Raw genomic sequence first — 16,544 nt, 5'->3', positions numbered from 1 at the left:
CAAGGAGCGCATTATGCCGTTGATATCTCTCGCCGATGGCCTTGCCCATGCCCGCGAGCACCGCTATGCCTTAGGGGCGTTTAACGTTCTGGACTCACACTTCCTGCGCGCGCTGTTTGCCGCGGCAAAGCAGGAACGTTCGCCGTTTATCATCAACATCGCCGAGGTGCATTTTAAATATATCTCGTTGGATTCTCTGGTCGAAGCGGTCAAGTTCGAAGCCGCGCGGCATGACATTCCGGTAGTGCTGAACCTTGACCACGGCCTGCATTTTGAGTCGGTGGTTCGGGCACTGCGCTTAGGTTTCAGTTCAGTGATGTTTGATGGCTCCACGCTGGAGTATGAAGAAAATATTCGTCAAACCCGCGAAGTGGTGAAGATGTGTCACGCCGTCGGCGTATCGGTGGAAGCCGAACTGGGCGCGGTGGGAGGCGATGAGGGCGGTGCGTTGTATGGTCATGCCGACGAGTCGCTATTTACCGACCCGATGATGGCGCGTGATTTCGTCGACAGAACCGGGATTGACGCGCTGGCGGTCGCCATTGGTAATGCACACGGCAAATATAAAGGCGAACCGGTGCTCGACTTTCCGCGTCTGGACGCCCTTCGCCAGCAGGCGGCGATCCCGCTGGTACTGCACGGCGGTTCCGGCATCAGCAACGACGATTTCAAGCGCGCAATTGAACTCGGCATTCACAAAATCAACTTCTATACCGGCATGTCGCAGGCGGCGCTGTCAGCGGTAGAGACAAGAATAGCGAATCGTCAGCCCCTGTACGACGAATTCGCCGAACTGCTGCTCGCCATTGAAGAGGCCATTACCGATACCGTTTCAGAACAGATGCGTATTTTTGGCAGCGCGGGACGGGTCTGATGGAACGCAGAGGCGTTATCGCCGCAGGCAACATGCTGGTCGATCATGTGCATCAAATTGTGCAGTGGCCGGAACGCGGCTGGCTGGCGGAAATCATCCGTAGCGAACGCGCGACGGGCGGTGCGCCGCTGAACGTACTGCTGACGCTGGCGAAAATGCACACCGGACTGCCGCTGCAGGCGGTGGGGTTAATAGGTCAGGATAGCGACGGCGACTACATCATGGCGATGCTGGAGCAGTATCATGTTAATCGCCAACATGTGCAGCGCACGACTTTCGCCCCCACGTCGATGTCACAGGTGATGACCGATCCCAGCGGTCAGCGCACCTTTTTCCACTCGCCCGGCGCCAACCGGCTGCTGGATCTGCCCGCTTTTGAGCAACTGGATACCTCGATGAAAATCTTCCATCTTGGCTATCTGCTGCTGCTCGACAGTCTGGACATGCCGGATGAGGAGTACGGCACGCGTAGCGCACGGCTGCTGGCGCAAATGCGCGACAACGGCTTTGAAACATCACTGGATCTGGTTTCACGCAAGGGCGACCCACGCTATCAGCCGTTAGTGATGCCAGCCCTGCGCCATCTCGACTATCTGGTAATTAACGAGCAGGAAGCCGGGGAATTCAGCGGGCTGGAGATCCGCCAGCCCAACGGGGAGCTGCATATTGCGCACATCGCCACCGCTGCGCGCGAACTGCTGAATGCGGGCGTTCGCCAGCGGGTGGTTATCCACTGTCCGGAAGGCGCCTGGGGTGAAGCGCCGGATCTGCCGGGCGTCTGGATCCCGTCACAATATCTGGCGCAGGAGGAGATCGTTGGCAGCGTCGGGGCGGGAGATGCGTTTTGCGCCGGATTTTTGTATGGCTGTCATGAACGCTGGTCGCTGACGGACAGCGTCAGGCTGGCACACGCCTGCGCACGAGCCAGTTTGCTGTGCGCCAACGCGATAGACGGCGCGAAAACGTTGGCAGAGTTAAAAGCCGACATAGCGTCCTTGTAGGCCGGATAAGACGTTTACGCCGCCTTATCATGATGCTGAACGTCGGCGGCAAACACATAGCCCAGCCCGCGCAGGGTTTTGATCAGCATCGGCTGATGCGGGTTGTTCTCTATTTTTCGCCGTAACCGCATGATTAGCACGTCAATGGTGCGGTCAAACACCTCAACGCTGTCGCTCCGCGTCAGTTCCAGCAACTGTTCTCGGCTAAGTACCCGGCGGGCGTTTTGGGCCAGCGCCAGCAGCAGGCTGTATTCCCCCTGCGTCAACTCCACCTTCAGTTGCTGAGGATTATGTAACTGGCAACCGGCGGTATCGAGATGCCAACCGTTAAAAGAAAGCCCCGTGGTTTGCGGGCTGCCGCTTTCTGCCGTTAACACGCCGACGCGTCTGAGTACCGCCTTTACCCGCGCCACCAGCACCCGCGCATTGAACGGTTTACCGATGTAGTCGTCAGCGCCCATTTCCAACCCGACAACCACATCCGACTCGCTGCCAAGCCCGGTCAGCATCACCACCGGTAGTCCGGGTCTCATCTTTTGCACCTGCTGCAGCACCATCAGACCGTTAATATCAGGCAACATCATGTCCAGCAATACCAGAGCGATTTCCGGCTGAGTCTCAATGCAGCGCAGCGCCTCCTGCCCGGTGTGACATGCGGTCACTGCAAAGACGTGTTCGCTCAGCACATCCTGTAAAAGCGTGCAGACAGCGATGTCATCATCCACAACCAGTATGGCTGGCTTCATTGTTTTTCCCCATTTCTGGCCAACTTAAATGAGTGTGATTGATTCTGCACAGAGTGACAGCGATAAGGCACAAGGATGTGTGGGAAACATAACCTCGGTCACACTGCCGGGCCGTCACGTATTGGAGATTCGTCACGTCAAATATGACGACAGCCTGTTTTTCGTCAGGGTTTTGCGCAAAATTCGCCCGTAATATCGACTAATGCCCCTGATAAAAACATGGCATAAAAGATGCATAACTCAAGCGACAAGCGCGTATGCGTGATTTGATTAACTGGAGCGAGACCGATGAAAAAAGTCGTCACGGTTTGCCCATATTGCGCATCAGGTTGCAAAATCAACCTGGTGGTCGATAACGGCAAAATCGTCCGGGCTGAAGCGGCGCAGGGGAAAACCAACCAGGGTACCTTGTGTCTGAAGGGCTACTATGGCTGGGATTTTATCAATGATACCCAGATCCTGACCCCTCGTCTGAAAACCCCAATGATCCGTCGCCAGCGTGGCGGCAAACTGGAATCCGTTTCCTGGGATGAAGCGCTTGATTACGTCGCCACTCGTCTGAGCGCCATCAAAGCGAAGTATGGCCCGGACGCTATTCAGACGACCGGTTCATCTCGCGGTACGGGTAACGAAACCAACTATGTAATGCAAAAATTCGCGCGCGCCGTTATTGGTACCAATAACGTTGACTGCTGCGCTCGCGTCTGACACGGCCCTTCGGTTGCAGGTCTGCACCAATCGGTCGGTAACGGCGCAATGAGTAATGCTATCAATGAAATTGATAACACAGATTTAGTGTTCATCTTCGGGTACAACCCGGCGGATTCCCACCCGATCGTGGCGAACCACGTGATTAACGCTAAACGTAACGGGGCGAAAATTATCGTCTGCGATCCGCGCAAAATTGAAACCGCGCGTATTGCCGATATGCACATCGCGTTGAAAAACGGCTCGAACATCGCGCTGCTCAACGCCATGGGTCATGTCATCATCGAAGAAAAACTGTACGACCAGGCGTTCGTCGCCTCTCGTACCGAAGGATTCGAAGAGTACAGCAAGATTGTCGAAGGCTACACGCCGGAGTCCGTCGAAGATATCACTGGCGTTAGCGCACAGGATATTCGTCAGGCTGCTCGTATGTACGCCACGGCAAAAAGCGCGGCCATCCTGTGGGGCATGGGTGTTACCCAGTTCTATCAGGGTGTGGAAACCGTGCGTTCACTGACCAGCCTCGCAATGCTGACCGGCAACCTCGGTAAGCCAAGCGTGGGCGTTAACCCGGTTCGTGGCCAGAACAACGTTCAGGGCGCATGCGACATGGGCGCGCTACCGGATACCTATCCGGGCTATCAGTATGTGAAAGATCCGGCTAACCGCGAGAAGTTCGCTAAAGCCTGGGGCGTGGAAAGTCTGCCTGCGCATACCGGCTATCGCATCAGTGAACTGCCGCACCGTGCGGCGCATGGCGAAGTCCGCGCGGCGTACATTATGGGTGAAGATCCATTACAGACTGATGCTGAACTCTCCGCAGTGCGCAAAGGCTTTGAGGATCTGGAACTGGTCATCGTGCAGGATATCTTCATGACCAAAACTGCCGCTGCCGCAGACGTTATTTTACCGTCTACGTCATGGGGCGAGCATGAAGGCGTCTTCTCCGCGGCTGACCGTGGCTTCCAGCGCTTCTTTAAAGCCGTTGAGCCGAAGTGGGATCTGAAAACGGACTGGCAGATTATCAGTGAAATCGCCACCCGTATGGGCTACCCGATGCACTACAACAACACCCAGGAAATCTGGGATGAGTTGCGTCATCTGTGCCCGGATTTCTACGGTGCCACTTACGAGAAAATGGGCGAACTGGGCTATATCCAGTGGCCTTGCCGCGACACCTCAGAAGCCGACCAGGGTACGTCTTATCTCTTCAAAGAGAAGTTCGATACCCCGAACGGTCTGGCGCAGTTCTTTACCTGCGACTGGGTAGCGCCAATCGACAAACTCACTGAGGAGTACCCGATGGTGCTGTCTACGGTGCGTGAAGTCGGCCACTACTCTTGCCGTTCGATGACCGGTAACTGTGCGGCGCTGGCCGCGCTGGCGGATGAGCCGGGCTATGCCCAGATCAACACCGCCGACGCAGCACGCCTGGGCATCCAGGATGAAGAGCTGGTGTGGGTTAACTCGCGTAAAGGCCGGGTCATTACCCGTGCAGCAGTCAGCGATCGTCCAAACAAAGGCGCAATTTACATGACCTACCAGTGGTGGATTGGCGCATGTAATGAGCTGGTAACCGAGAACTTAAGCCCGATTACCAAAACGCCGGAGTACAAGTACTGTGCCGTTAACGTTGAACGCATTGCCGATCAGCGCGCTGCCGAGCAGTATGTCATTGATGAGTACACCAAGCTGAAAGCCAGCCTGCGCGAAAGCGCGATGGGTTAGTCCGTTTACGTAACTGTTCTGCAACAGCCTCCGCCCGGAGGCTGTTTTTTTATCCATACGATCTCTTTATACTGTTCATTCCGTACCCTAAATAAAACTCAAAATGAAACAACTCATTGCATTGATGTTCTTTATGACATTCTTTGCCCATGCCAGTGATACTGAGCCAGGAAGCCAGTACTTGCAGGCCGCTGAGGCAGGGGATCGTCGCGCACAGTACTTTCTTGCCGATACCTGGTTCAGTTCGGGCGATTTGAGCAAAGCCGAGTATTGGGCGCAAAAAGCCGCCGACAACGGCGATGCCGACGCCTGCGCGCTACTGGCGCAAATCAAAATTACGAATCCGGTCAGTCTGGATTACCCCCAGGCTAAAACGCTGGCGGAAAAAGCAGCCAAAGCAGGCAGTAAAGCGGGAGAACTTACCCTGGCGCGGATTCTGGTCAACACCCAGGCTGGACGTACCGATTACCCTAAAGCCATTACCTTGCTGCAAAACGCCTCCGAAGACCTGGAAAATGACTCCGCCGTCGACGCACAAATGCTGCTCGGCCTGATTTACGCCAACGGCGTGGGCATTCCCGCTGACGATGAGAAAGCGACGTGGTATTTCAAACGAAGCTCAGCCATTTCCCGCACCGGTTATTCCGAATACTGGGCAGGGATGATGTTCTTAAACGGTGAACAGGGTTTTATCGTGAAGAATAAACAGAAGGCGCTGCACTGGCTCAATCTGAGCTGTATGGAAGGATTCGATACCGGCTGCGAAGAGTTTGATAAGTTAACAAACGGGTAATGATTTGCATTGCCGGATGGCGCTACGCTTATCCGGCAAGCTGTCATGAATTACTGATTAGCGGTCTTATCAAATCTACCCAGCACGTCGCGCTCATAGGCCAGCGCTTTCTTGCGGTCAAATTTGTGTTCCCACTTGGCGATAACCAGTACCGCCAGCGCATTACCCACCACGTTCAGCGCGGTACGCGCCATGTCGAGGATACGGTCAACACCGGCGATAAACGCCAGGCCTTCCAGTGGGATCCCCACGCTGCCCAGCGTAGCCAGCAGCACCACGAATGATACGCCCGGCACACCCGCAATCCCTTTTGAGGTCACCATCAGCGTCAGCACCAGCACGATTTCCTGCCACAGCGACAGGTCGATACCATACAGCTGCGCGATAAAGATAGCGGCGATACTCTGGTACAGAGTTGAACCATCAAGGTTGAATGAGTAGCCGGTCGGCACCACAAAGCTGGTGATTGAAGCTGGCGCGCCATAGGCTTCCATCTTCTCAATAATGCGCGGCAGTACGCTCTCGGAGCTGGCGGTAGAGTAAGCCAGAATCAGCTCGTCTTTCAGAATGCGGATCAGGATCCAGATGCTCAAACCGCAGATGCGCGCCACGATCCCCAGCACCACCAGCGCGAAGAACAGAATGGCGAAATGCACCAACAGCACCAGCTTCGCCAGCGGCCACAAGGAGGCAAAACCGAAGTTCGCGACGGTAACGGCAATCAGCGCGAAAACGCCGACTGGCGCGTAGCGCATAACCATGTGAGTGACTTTAAACATGGTTTCGGAAATAGAGCGAAATACGGTAACCAACGGCTCGCGGTGAGTTGCCGGCAGGGAAGACAGACCTAAACCGAACAGCACCGAGAAGAAGATAATCGGCAGCATATCGCCTTTTGCCATCGATGCGACGATGTTGGTTGGCACCAGTGACAAAATTGTCCCCATCAGGCCATGCGCGTGGCTCTGTACTTCTGCGGTCGTGCTTTGATATTTCGAAATATCCACGGTCGCCAGTTGCGACATATCCACCCCGGTGCCTGGCTGGAACACATTCGCCAGCGTGATACCCAGGATAATCGCCACGGTGGTGATTACTTCGAAATAGATAATAGTTTTGGCGCCAATACGGCCCAGCTGTTTTGCATCACCGACCCCGGCGATACCGACAACCAGCGTAGAGATGACAATGGGCACCACGATCATTTTGATCAGATGGATAAAGATATCGCCCGCCGGTGACAGCAGGTTTACAACCAGCCATTCACGGCTGTCACTATGGTAATGCAGGTAACTCCCCAGCAGAATGCCCAGCACCATAGCGATCAGAATCTGCCATGCCAGGCTGACTTTCAAATTTTTCATAACAACGGACTTCCTCGATGGAGCGCTATTCCACATGCGGTGTGTGGTAATAGTACATACTGAAAGGGTATGAATTGTGTTGCGTTCGTTTATGGAGTTTTTTAACGCTTATTATCATTATCATTTGCGTACTGTCTCGCGCAACCCTCCAGGAACAGAGCCTTCGGCTGAATTTATGCATAAAAATGCAATTTTATCGGGGTATTGATGAATAACTTTTTGTTATAAAAGAATTTTAATATGTTCAAAAATGAAGAAGTCATGGCGTGAGTTTTTTTTGCTCATTTGTTCGTTCGCCTGTTTTTTAAACAGGCCAAATGATACAAATCACAAAAGAAACAAATTTATTTTTGCCGATTCTGCAACAACTTCGCCATATTAATAGAGTCAATGAGCTGTGCCCGGTTCACCCTCGGCGAGTTTAAATCCATAACTTTTTGCCACACTGAAATGGCCTGGGCGTAGTCTGCCTGCATAAACGCATCTGAGGCTAACAGCATCAGCGCAGTGACCTCTGTCGGGTCCAGCGCCAGAGCCTTATCAATCATCTCGCGAGTGGGCGGTGTCATATGCTGCCCGGCCTGGTAATACAATACCGTTGCCAGCGCTGAATAGATCTCAGCATTTTCACCCCCTACACGCAGCGCCTGCTCGTAGGCCAGCAGCGCATTATGATACGCGTTTTGCCAAAGATAGTACTCACCGAGTTGCGCCCATTTCACACCGTCCTGTGGATTAGCACGAATTTGCGATTGCAGCAAAAGCAGCTGTTTTTCCTGAACATTTTCATCGGTGAACGCATGTAATGGGTCCGCCAACCGCGTCTGTTCCTGACGCACCGCCTGCCATTTTGGCGTCAACAGATAACCTCCGATGCAGGCCACAACCATCAGCACCGTCGCAGCGGTCAGCCACTTCACGGGGAGTGGGCGTAACGGCGCAGGGGAATGGTTGGACTGGCTCATTGCACATCCTCCTCTACGCGCTGACGCCTTCTCACCCGCCAGACCACCACGCCCACCAGTAATAACAGCAGGCACGGCAACGCCCACAGCAGCAGCGTTTGCTCATTCAACGGCGGGTTGTAGCGCACAAAATCACCGTAGCGATCGGTCATCCACGTCGTTATCTCGGCTTCACTTTTCCCTTCCGCCACCATGCTATAAACCTGGTGGCGCATACTGACCGCTACCGGCGCATTAGATTCCAGCAAGTTTTGGTTTTGACACTGTGGACAGCGCAGTTGGCTGGCAATAGACAACGCTTTTTCCTGTTGTTGCGGGTTGGCAAAAGTCCATGTGTCCACAACCTGGGCATGTGTCGCGAAGGCGATGAAAAACAAAATGATAGCTAACAATAAACATGTTCTGCCGGATGGCGCTGCGCTTATCCGACCTACCGTTTTCACACCCCGTTCGCCGCCATCCGGCAACGCGTTGATTAGTTTATGCATCGCGCTTTCTCCCTCGCCATCCGCTCAGCAGCGCACCAAAGACCATTAACAGTCCCCCGCCCCAAATCCAGCGCACGCCGGTCTGCACGTACAAGCGCATGGCATAACGGTCCGGTCCGGTTTTTTCGCCGATTACCGCATACCAATCATGCATCAGATTCCAGCGGATCCCCGGCTCCATCATCTGTTGACGGCGCGCGGCATAGAAGCGTCTTTCAGGCTGCAGGCTGCCAATGCGTTTCTCATTTTGCCACAGCGTGATCTGCGCTTTTTCACTGGTGTAGTTACCTTTTGCTTCCAGGTCGAGACGCTCAAAACGAAAAATATAGCCCGCCAGTTCCACCTGCTGCCCGGGGCTCAGATTCAGGCTTATCTCCTGACGACTACCGCTGGAAAAGACGATCCCCGCCGCAAACACCAGCACCCCGGCATGCGCCAGCAGTGCCGGAAGCTGGCAACGCACAGACACTTTGCGGCTTCTGATCGTCGCCAGCACGATAACCAGCAGCATCAGCAGGCCAAAGGGCAGCGTAGCACGGTTAAAGTACGGTGCGCCCACGGAGAGCCGCCCCCAGCCGAACAACCCGTAAATCATCGGGTAAAGGGTGCCAATCAGCACAATCAGCAGCACCGCGCAAAAAAGTAATAGCGCGACCAGAATCAGCATCTCGCGCGACCAGCCGCCAAAACGCGCATTCTGGCGGACTTGCTGTCCCCGCCAGGCGTACAGCCCGAGCGATGCCAGGCTCAATACGGTAAACAGCGCAAACAGCGGCGTGGCGCGGACGTTATCCAGTGCAAAAGCGTGCACGGAAACGAGAATGCCGGAACGCACAATCAGCGTCCCCAGCAGCGATAAAATCAGCGTGATGATCGCCAGCAGCAGCGACCAGTGGCGGAAGATCCCACGTTGGCGCGTGATGAACAGACTATGCAGCAGCGCACTGGCGGAAAGCCAGGGTAATAAGGAGGCATTTTCTACCGGGTCCCAGAACCACCAGCCGCCCCAACCCAGCTCGCAGTAAGCCCACCAGGAGCCGAGGATAATCCCCAGCGTCAGCGCACACCAGCCAGGCAGCGCCCAGCGCCAGCACACCCCGGCGCTCTGCGCATTAAAGTCACCGCGCAGCAGCGAGGCCAGCGCCACGCCTGCCGCCACCATCAAGCCACCGTAACCCAGGTACAGCAGCGGCGGATGGAGGATTAACCCGAGATGTTGCAGCATCGGGTTAAGATCGCGCCCTTCAATGGCTGGCGGGAAGATACGCACGAACGGATCGGACCATACCACCACAAACAGCAGCAGCAGGGCCGTTATCAGAGCGAGGACGCTGAGCGTTAACGGAAACAGCAGGTCGGAATCACGCCGATAGCGCAAGGCGAACAGCGCGCTCCAGCCGGAAAGAAACAGCACCCACAGCAGCAGCGATCCTTCATGCCCGCCCCACACCGCCGCCAGTTTTAATCCCCACGGCAGCAGGCTGTAGCTATGCTGAGCAACGTAGACCACCGAAAAATCGCTGGTCAGAAAGCAGAATATCAGAATGGCAAAGGCCAGCAGCAGCAGCGAAAACTGCGTCCACATGCCCACGCTTGCCAGGCGCATTACGCCTTGCCAGCGCTGGCGGACACCCACCAACACGGCAAGCGGGGTCAACACGTTGACCCCGAGGCTTAACAACAGTGCCAGAAAACCGGCTTCAGGAAGGAGAACGTCCAGATATCACCTTACGCAACGGTTAGCTGACCCGCATAGAGAATAAAAAAGCGCAGCAGCAGTACGCCGGTCAGGCTGGCACCGCACACTGCCAGCACGCCATGAAACGTCGAACTGCGGTTGGCCCAAGGTTTTAGCAGCATCGGCAGTATCAGCCCAAGCCCGGCCACGCCCAGCCAGAACCACCAGGTCCAGAATCCGCCGCCCAGTGCCGCCGCCAGCGCGCGCATTTTGCCGTCATCGCCCAGCGCCAGACCGACGAAAAACGCCGCCAGCAGGAAGATCTCCAGCCATACCACCGGGACTTCCATGCGATGCACAAAGTGCGCTTCGGTACTGTGCGGATTGCTACGATGACGTAACGCCATGGCGATCAGCGCCACCGCCGCGCCGGAGGAGATCCCGGAGAACAGGAACAGCACCGGCAGGATCGGGTTATTCAGGAACGGGTAGGATTTCAGCGCCGATAGCAGAAAACCGGTGTACGCCCCGAGCAGGACCGCCAGCACCAGCATTAACGTCTCCAGCGCGCGATGAAACGGCGCAATCAACGTCAGCATTTTCTGTACGATCCCTAATCGCGGCAACCAGCGCTGTTGCAGAGCAATCACCTCTTTTTCAAAGATTTTTGCCAGCCACAGCACCAACACCACCATATACAACTGGAACAACATGACCCCCATCGACATCACCGAAGTGAAGCTGTAGTGGAACATCAGTTTCCAGAAGGTCCATGGACGCGTCAGGTGGAACACCAGAATCAGCAGACCGAAGATAATCGCCCCCGGCCCTAACACCAGCGTAGTGCGTAGCAGCGTGCTGTCAGAACCGCCCGCCTCCGGATGGAAACGACGCAGCAGAATCGCCAGCGTGACCAGTCCGGCGGAGATGCCAATCAGGAACAGATAGATGGCAATGGGCCAGTCCCACACCAGTGATTCAAAATGAAATGCAGAAGCGGATGTCATTGGCTCACCTCCCCAAATTTAAAGGGAACGCGGTAGACCTTCGGTTTTGTGCCCAACGCCAGCTTGTAACGGTAGGTGGTTTTCTGCAGCAACAAGCGGGAGATATCGCTGTTGGGATCGTCCAGATTACCAAACGTCAGCGCCTTCGTCGGACACGACTCAACGCAGGCGGGCTGCTTGCCCGCTTTCAGATTGGTTTTCCGACAGAAATCGCATTTATCCGCCGTTTTGCTAACCGGATGGATAAAGCGCACGCGATAAGGACACGCGGCGATACAGTACTGGCAGCCAACGCAAAGGTCCGGGTTCACATCCACAATACCGCTGGCGGCATCGCGATACGATGCCCCCGTCGGGCAGACGTCAACGCAGGGGGCATGGTCGCAATGCTGGCACGAATGACGGAAAAAACGATACTTCACATCAGGAAACGTCCCCTGCGGCTCGCTGCGAATAATCGTCAGACGCGATACCCCTTCCGGCACGTTGTTTACTTCCCGACAAGCATCCATGCAGGCCGTACAGCCGATGCATAGTGACTCATCATGTACCATACCGTAACGTACGCCGTTGATGTTCAGCGTCTTCGCCACAACGCGTCCCGCCGTCCCGCTCACTGCCACCAGCGCGCCGACGCGGGTGATAAACTGGCGACGAGAGCAACTCATGGATGCTCCTTAAGCAACGGAACCGACGCCGGGTTAAAGTTCGGATTGTTACGCTGATCGCTGTGGCAATCGACGCAAATCTTGATCCGTCCTTTATCACTTAGCGTCTGCATCGTGTCTTGCTTCGGATGCAGTGAGTGACAGCTGGCACACGCCACTTTGGTTACGTGGACATCGTGTGGCCAGAACGCTTTTTGTAGCTGCTCAGGCAGGTGGCAGGACATACAGACGCTGTTCTGCTGTTCAACGTTGTACATCGGCTCATTAAAGCGCATCACATCCTTCACCCCTTCACGGTGGTTCGGTGACGGCTGGCCGTGACAGTTGGTGCAGGTGACCGGCAGTTTGTTATTCGGGTTGATGACTTCTGCATGCTTACCATGCATACCTTCGGTATCTGGCTTGTGACAATCCAGACAGGCGGCATCCGGATTACGCTGTTGGGTAACCGTCCAGCGTTGATCCGACTCCTGCGGCGTTGGCGTGGCAGTGATTCCACTCAGGCTCCAGAACAAGCCTGACGCCAGCACCCCAGCAGTTAATAACGAACGTAATACGCTCATATTCACTCCGTTGAGTTATCCGCCCCTGACGGGGCGAAATGGGGTTATTGGCTTAACAGACCGTTTTTACGCGCCTGATCTTCCCACTGCGGAATCACCGTTTTGATGAAGTCCTGCTTCTCAGCATTGATTTGCTGCATGTTCAGACCAATCGCCGCCTGGGCTTTCTCTTTGGTAGAGATATCCGGTAACGGGATTTCATGGGTGATGCCTTTAGTCGCCAGCAGACGGACCAGTTTGGTACGCGCATCGGCGGCTTTATCCATGGCGCTACCCAGCATCCGCAGACCCTCTTCCGGAGCGTGCATGTGAATACCGTGTGAGGCGATAGACAGGTCCCAGCGCCATTGTGCGTGACGGATATCTTCCAGAATCGGCTTCATTTCCGCTTCAGTCGCACCCGCATCCCATGCAGCTTTCGCTTCGAAGTGCGCATGAACCAGCTGATCTTCAACCTTGATTTTCAGGTCATGAATAGCCTGTTTACGCTCGGCGACCACTTTTTGCAGGGACGCTTTATCCTGGGTGTGGCAGTTCGCACAGGTCTGAGCAAAGTTATCGAACGGGTTACCAATCTTATGGTCGGTGTAGATCTTGCCTTCCGCGTTTTGCACTTTCGGCATGTGACAGTCGATACAGGTCACGTTGTTCTTGCCGTGAATGCCCGCGCTCCAGGTTTCATATTCCGGGTGCTGCGCTTTCAGCATCGGCGTTTTCGACAGGGAGTTGGTCCAGTCAGAGAAGGCGATGGTGTCGTAGTATTTCTCCATGTTCTCGACTTTCATGCCCTCGTCCCACGGGAACTTAACGGCTTTGTTTTTACCGTCGAAGTAGTATTCCACGTGGCACTGACCGCAGACCATGGATTGCTGATCAAAGCGACCGGCTTTCTCAAACGGTTTGCCGATTGCTTCCATCGCGCGTTCTGCATAAGGACGCGACAGCGTCAGCTCTGGCTTGCCTTTGGCGAAGTCTGGTGACGCAGTGTTATGGCAATCTGCACAGCCGAGATTGTTAACAATTTCCGGACCGCCGCGCGCCCATTTACCGTGGAAGTAGCCATCTTCACCATCTTTCTGGATCAGACGCGCTACGTCCGGGCTTTTACAGCTCCAGCAGGCCATCGGCAGCGGGCCGTCTTCAGCCGTTTTTGGTGCGCCGGTACGTAAGGTTTCACGTACATCGGTCACGGCATAGGCGTGTCCACGCGGTTTGTTGTAATCGCGCGAGAATGGATATCCCGCCCACAGGATCACCAGACGCGGATCTTCTGCCAGCGCATCTTCACGGGCTGATTGCTCAGACGTGGCTTTCCAGGAGAGATATTGATCGGGATGCTGAGGAGCGAAGGTTTCATTCTTCGCTTCAACGGTGACGGTTTTTGCGGGTACAGGAGTTTGTTCAGCGTGAACAGCAGAAATAAATAATAAAGGTAATAACAGGCTGAAGAAACGGCGTACGCGTGATTTTATCCTTGCCATAGGGGTCTCATCCAGATGACGCCATTATCTGCAATGGCGGTTCTTTTATTGTTTTCCATAACAGCAACCACACGAATACTGTCATGACATTGCTCCACCCTATTTGTAACAAGAAACCACACTGAAAATGTTGTTTTTAATCAATTGTAAGTGTATGTAAAATACCACTTTAGAGTTATAAACCCCCTCTAACTCCTCACTCTTTTGTCTAATTCAGAGATAGATCACCTTTTCAATAATCCTTTAGATAACTACATGTTATCGCGAGATTTAATCAATTTTTGCTAGTTCCCTTCAAAATTAAGTTTGCCGCTAATTTGCACAATTCGTTTATTGCGTGATCTGCCGCGCAAATACTAAACAAAACTCTCAAAGCCCCTACATTTAACGTTTATGAGACATATTATTAACATCCTACAAGGAGAACAAAAGCCATGAGCCAAATACATAAACACGCTATTCCCGCAAACATTGCGGATCGTTGCCTGATAAATCCGGAGCAGTACGAAGAGAAATACCAGCAATCCGTTAACGAACCCGACACATTTTGGGGCGAGCAGGGAAAGATACTTGATTGGATCAAGCCGTACAGCCAGGTGAAGAACACCTCCTTCGCACCAGGCAACGTGTCGATTAAATGGTACGAAGACGGCACCCTGAACCTGGCCGCAAACTGCCTTGACCGTCATTTACAGGCAAATGGCGATCGCACCGCCATCATCTGGGAAGGCGATGACGCCACCCAAAGCAAAAACATTACTTATCGCGAACTGCATCGCGATGTTTGCCGTTTCGCCAATACGCTACTGGATTTAGGCATTAAAAAAGGCGACGTAGTGGCCATTTATATGCCGATGGTGCCGGAAGCGGCGGTTGCTATGCTGGCTTGCGCCCGTATTGGCGCGGTGCATTCGGTCATCTTCGGTGGTTTCTCACCAGAGGCCGTCGCCGGACGTATCATCGACTCCAATTCACGTCTGGTGATCACCGCCGACGAAGGCGTGCGCGCCGGCCGCGCTATCCCGCTGAAAAAGAACGTCGATGATGCGCTGAAAAACCCGAACGTGAAAACCGTAGAACATGTGGTCGTCCTCAAACGTACCGGTGGAAAAACGGAATGGCAGGAAGGCCGTGACCTGTGGTGGTCCGATCTTATCGAGAAAGCCAGCCCGGAACATCAGCCAGAAGAAATGAACGCGGAAGATCCGCTGTTTATCCTCTATACCTCCGGTTCAACCGGCAAGCCAAAAGGCGTACTGCATACCACCGGCGGATATCTGGTCTATGCCGCAACCACCTTTAAGTACGTGTTTGACTACCATCAGGGCGATATTTATTGGTGTACCGCTGACGTGGGTTGGGTAACCGGGCACAGCTACCTGCTGTATGGTCCGTTGGCCTGCGGCGCAACCACGCTGATGTTCGAAGGCGTGCCAAACTGGCCAACCCCGGCGCGTATGTCGCAGGTTGTGGACAAGCACCAGGTCAATATTCTGTATACCGCGCCGACCGCCATCCGCGCCCTGATGGCAGAAGGTGATAAAGCGATTGAAGGCACTGACCGCTCCTCGCTGCGTATCCTGGGTTCCGTTGGCGAGCCGATTAACCCGGAAGCATGGGAGTGGTACTGGAAGAAGATCGGCAACGAAAAATGCCCGGTCGTCGATACCTGGTGGCAGACCGAAACCGGTGGATTCATGATCACCCCGCTGCCGGGCGCCACCGAGCTGAAAGCGGGTTCCGCAACCCGTCCGTTCTTTGGCGTACAGCCTGCGATTGTCGATAACGAGGGTAATCCGCTGGAAGGCGCGACCGAAGGCAACCTGGTGATTACCGACTCGTGGCCGGGCCAGGCGAGAACGCTGTTTGGCGATCACGAACGCTTTGAGCAGACCTACTTTTCTACCTTCAAGAATATGTACTTCAGCGGCGACGGCGCGCGTCGTGACGAAGATGGCTATTACTGGATCACCGGTCGTGTGGACGATGTGCTGAACGTCTCTGGCCACCGTCTGGGAACGGCAGAAATCGAATCGGCGCTGGTGTCGCATCCGAAGATTGCCGAGGCCGCGGTGGTGGGTATTCCGCATAATATTAAAGGCCAGGCGATCTACGCCTACGTCACGCTGAATCACGGCGAAGAGCCGTCACCGGAGCTGTACGCCGAGGTGCGCAACTGGGTACGTAAAGAAATTGGTCCGCTGGCAACGCCAGACGTGCTGCACTGGACCGACTCACTGCCGAAAACCCGCTCCGGCAAAATCATGCGCCGTATTCTGCGTAAAATCGCGGCGGGCGATACCAGCAATCTGGGCGATACCTCGACCCTCGCCGATCCTGGCGTGGTAGAGAAACTGCTCGAAGAGAAGCAGGCCATCGCGATGCCATCATAACCATAACCGTGAAATGCCCGATGGTGCGCGGCTTATCGGGCCTACAAATCCTACCCCTACCCCTCCCCTGACCGGGAGGGAAAATAT

General features: G+C 54.7%; 12 protein-coding genes and 1 pseudogene. 5 read left to right on the top strand and 8 right to left on the bottom strand.

Annotated features, from left to right (window positions below):
- The first annotated feature begins 13 nt into the window (after positions 1-13).
- The gene (locus tag N0B36_RS20780; protein ID WP_016155383.1) at positions 14-874 is read left to right on the top strand and encodes a ketose 1,6-bisphosphate aldolase; all 861 of its coding nucleotides are present in this window, start codon (positions 14-16) and stop codon (positions 872-874) included.
- Positions 871-1,875, top strand: coding sequence for a carbohydrate kinase family protein (locus tag N0B36_RS20775; RefSeq protein ID WP_259688932.1), 1,005 nt, complete (start codon positions 871-873; stop codon positions 1,873-1,875). Before N0B36_RS20780 ends, N0B36_RS20775 begins: the two co-directional genes overlap by 4 nt.
- Positions 1,876-1,889: 14 nt before the next feature.
- Here N0B36_RS20775 and N0B36_RS20770 read toward each other — a convergent pair whose 3' ends face one another.
- A complete protein-coding gene (locus N0B36_RS20770; RefSeq protein ID WP_019077857.1) occupies positions 1,890-2,621 on the bottom strand; it encodes a response regulator in 732 nt (243 codons plus the stop codon).
- 288 nt (positions 2,622-2,909) lie between these two features.
- Between N0B36_RS20770 and fdhF the strand changes: the two genes are divergently transcribed.
- Entirely contained in the window at positions 2,910-5,057 is a 2,148-nt protein-coding gene (gene fdhF / locus N0B36_RS20765) for a formate dehydrogenase subunit alpha (RefSeq protein WP_103928834.1), read from the top strand.
- 103 nt (positions 5,058-5,160) lie between these two features.
- Complete coding sequence (gene yjcO / locus N0B36_RS20760) at positions 5,161-5,850, top strand: Sel1 family TPR-like repeat protein YjcO (RefSeq protein ID WP_016155379.1); 690 nt, start codon at positions 5,161-5,163, stop codon at positions 5,848-5,850.
- 50 nt (positions 5,851-5,900) lie between these two features.
- On the opposite strand, the gene gltP is transcribed toward yjcO, so the two are convergent.
- The 7 genes and pseudogenes from gltP to nrfA all read right to left on the bottom strand — a co-directional run bounded on the left by gltP (position 5,901) and on the right by nrfA (position 14,064).
- Positions 5,901-7,214 (bottom strand): glutamate/aspartate:proton symporter GltP, encoded by a 1,314-nt coding sequence (gene gltP / locus N0B36_RS20755; RefSeq protein ID WP_016155378.1) that lies wholly within the window; start codon positions 7,212-7,214, stop codon positions 5,901-5,903.
- Between the two features lie 344 nt (positions 7,215-7,558).
- Positions 7,559-8,179: a heme lyase NrfEFG subunit NrfG gene (nrfG, locus tag N0B36_RS20750; protein ID WP_047416048.1), complete on the bottom strand. Its 621-nt coding sequence runs from the start codon at positions 8,177-8,179 to the stop codon at positions 7,559-7,561.
- Positions 8,176-10,387, bottom strand: a pseudogene (gene nrfF, locus N0B36_RS20745) (heme lyase NrfEFG subunit NrfF). The gene nrfG and the pseudogene nrfF overlap by 4 nt, the downstream one beginning before the upstream one ends.
- An 8-nt stretch (positions 10,388-10,395) precedes the next feature.
- Positions 10,396-11,352: a cytochrome c nitrite reductase subunit NrfD gene (gene nrfD, locus N0B36_RS20740; protein WP_016155452.1), complete on the bottom strand. Its 957-nt coding sequence runs from the start codon at positions 11,350-11,352 to the stop codon at positions 10,396-10,398.
- Positions 11,349-12,020 carry a cytochrome c nitrite reductase Fe-S protein gene (gene nrfC, locus N0B36_RS20735; RefSeq protein ID WP_016155373.1) on the bottom strand — a complete coding sequence of 224 codons (672 nt, stop codon included), beginning with the start codon at positions 12,018-12,020 and terminating at the stop codon, positions 11,349-11,351. Before nrfC ends, nrfD begins: the two co-directional genes overlap by 4 nt.
- Positions 12,017-12,583: a cytochrome c nitrite reductase pentaheme subunit gene (gene nrfB / locus N0B36_RS20730; RefSeq protein ID WP_005132587.1), complete on the bottom strand. Its 567-nt coding sequence runs from the start codon at positions 12,581-12,583 to the stop codon at positions 12,017-12,019. The genes nrfC and nrfB overlap by 4 nt, the downstream gene beginning before the upstream one ends.
- A 44-nt stretch (positions 12,584-12,627) precedes the next feature.
- The gene (gene nrfA / locus N0B36_RS20725) at positions 12,628-14,064 is read right to left on the bottom strand and encodes an ammonia-forming nitrite reductase cytochrome c552 subunit (RefSeq protein WP_016155372.1); all 1,437 of its coding nucleotides are present in this window, start codon (positions 14,062-14,064) and stop codon (positions 12,628-12,630) included.
- Between the two features lie 434 nt (positions 14,065-14,498).
- Between nrfA and acs the strand changes: the two genes are divergently transcribed.
- A complete protein-coding gene (gene acs / locus N0B36_RS20720) occupies positions 14,499-16,457 on the top strand; it encodes an acetate--CoA ligase (RefSeq protein WP_016155371.1) in 1,959 nt (652 codons plus the stop codon).
- The last annotated feature ends 87 nt before the right edge of the window (positions 16,458-16,544 follow it).

It is taken from the genome of Citrobacter sp. XY323 (genome assembly GCF_025106035.1).
GTDB classification, from domain to species: Bacteria; Pseudomonadota; Gammaproteobacteria; order Enterobacterales; family Enterobacteriaceae; genus Citrobacter; species Citrobacter braakii.
Note: the sequence above shows the minus strand (reverse complement) of the source record. Positions and strands in the feature narration are given on the sequence as shown.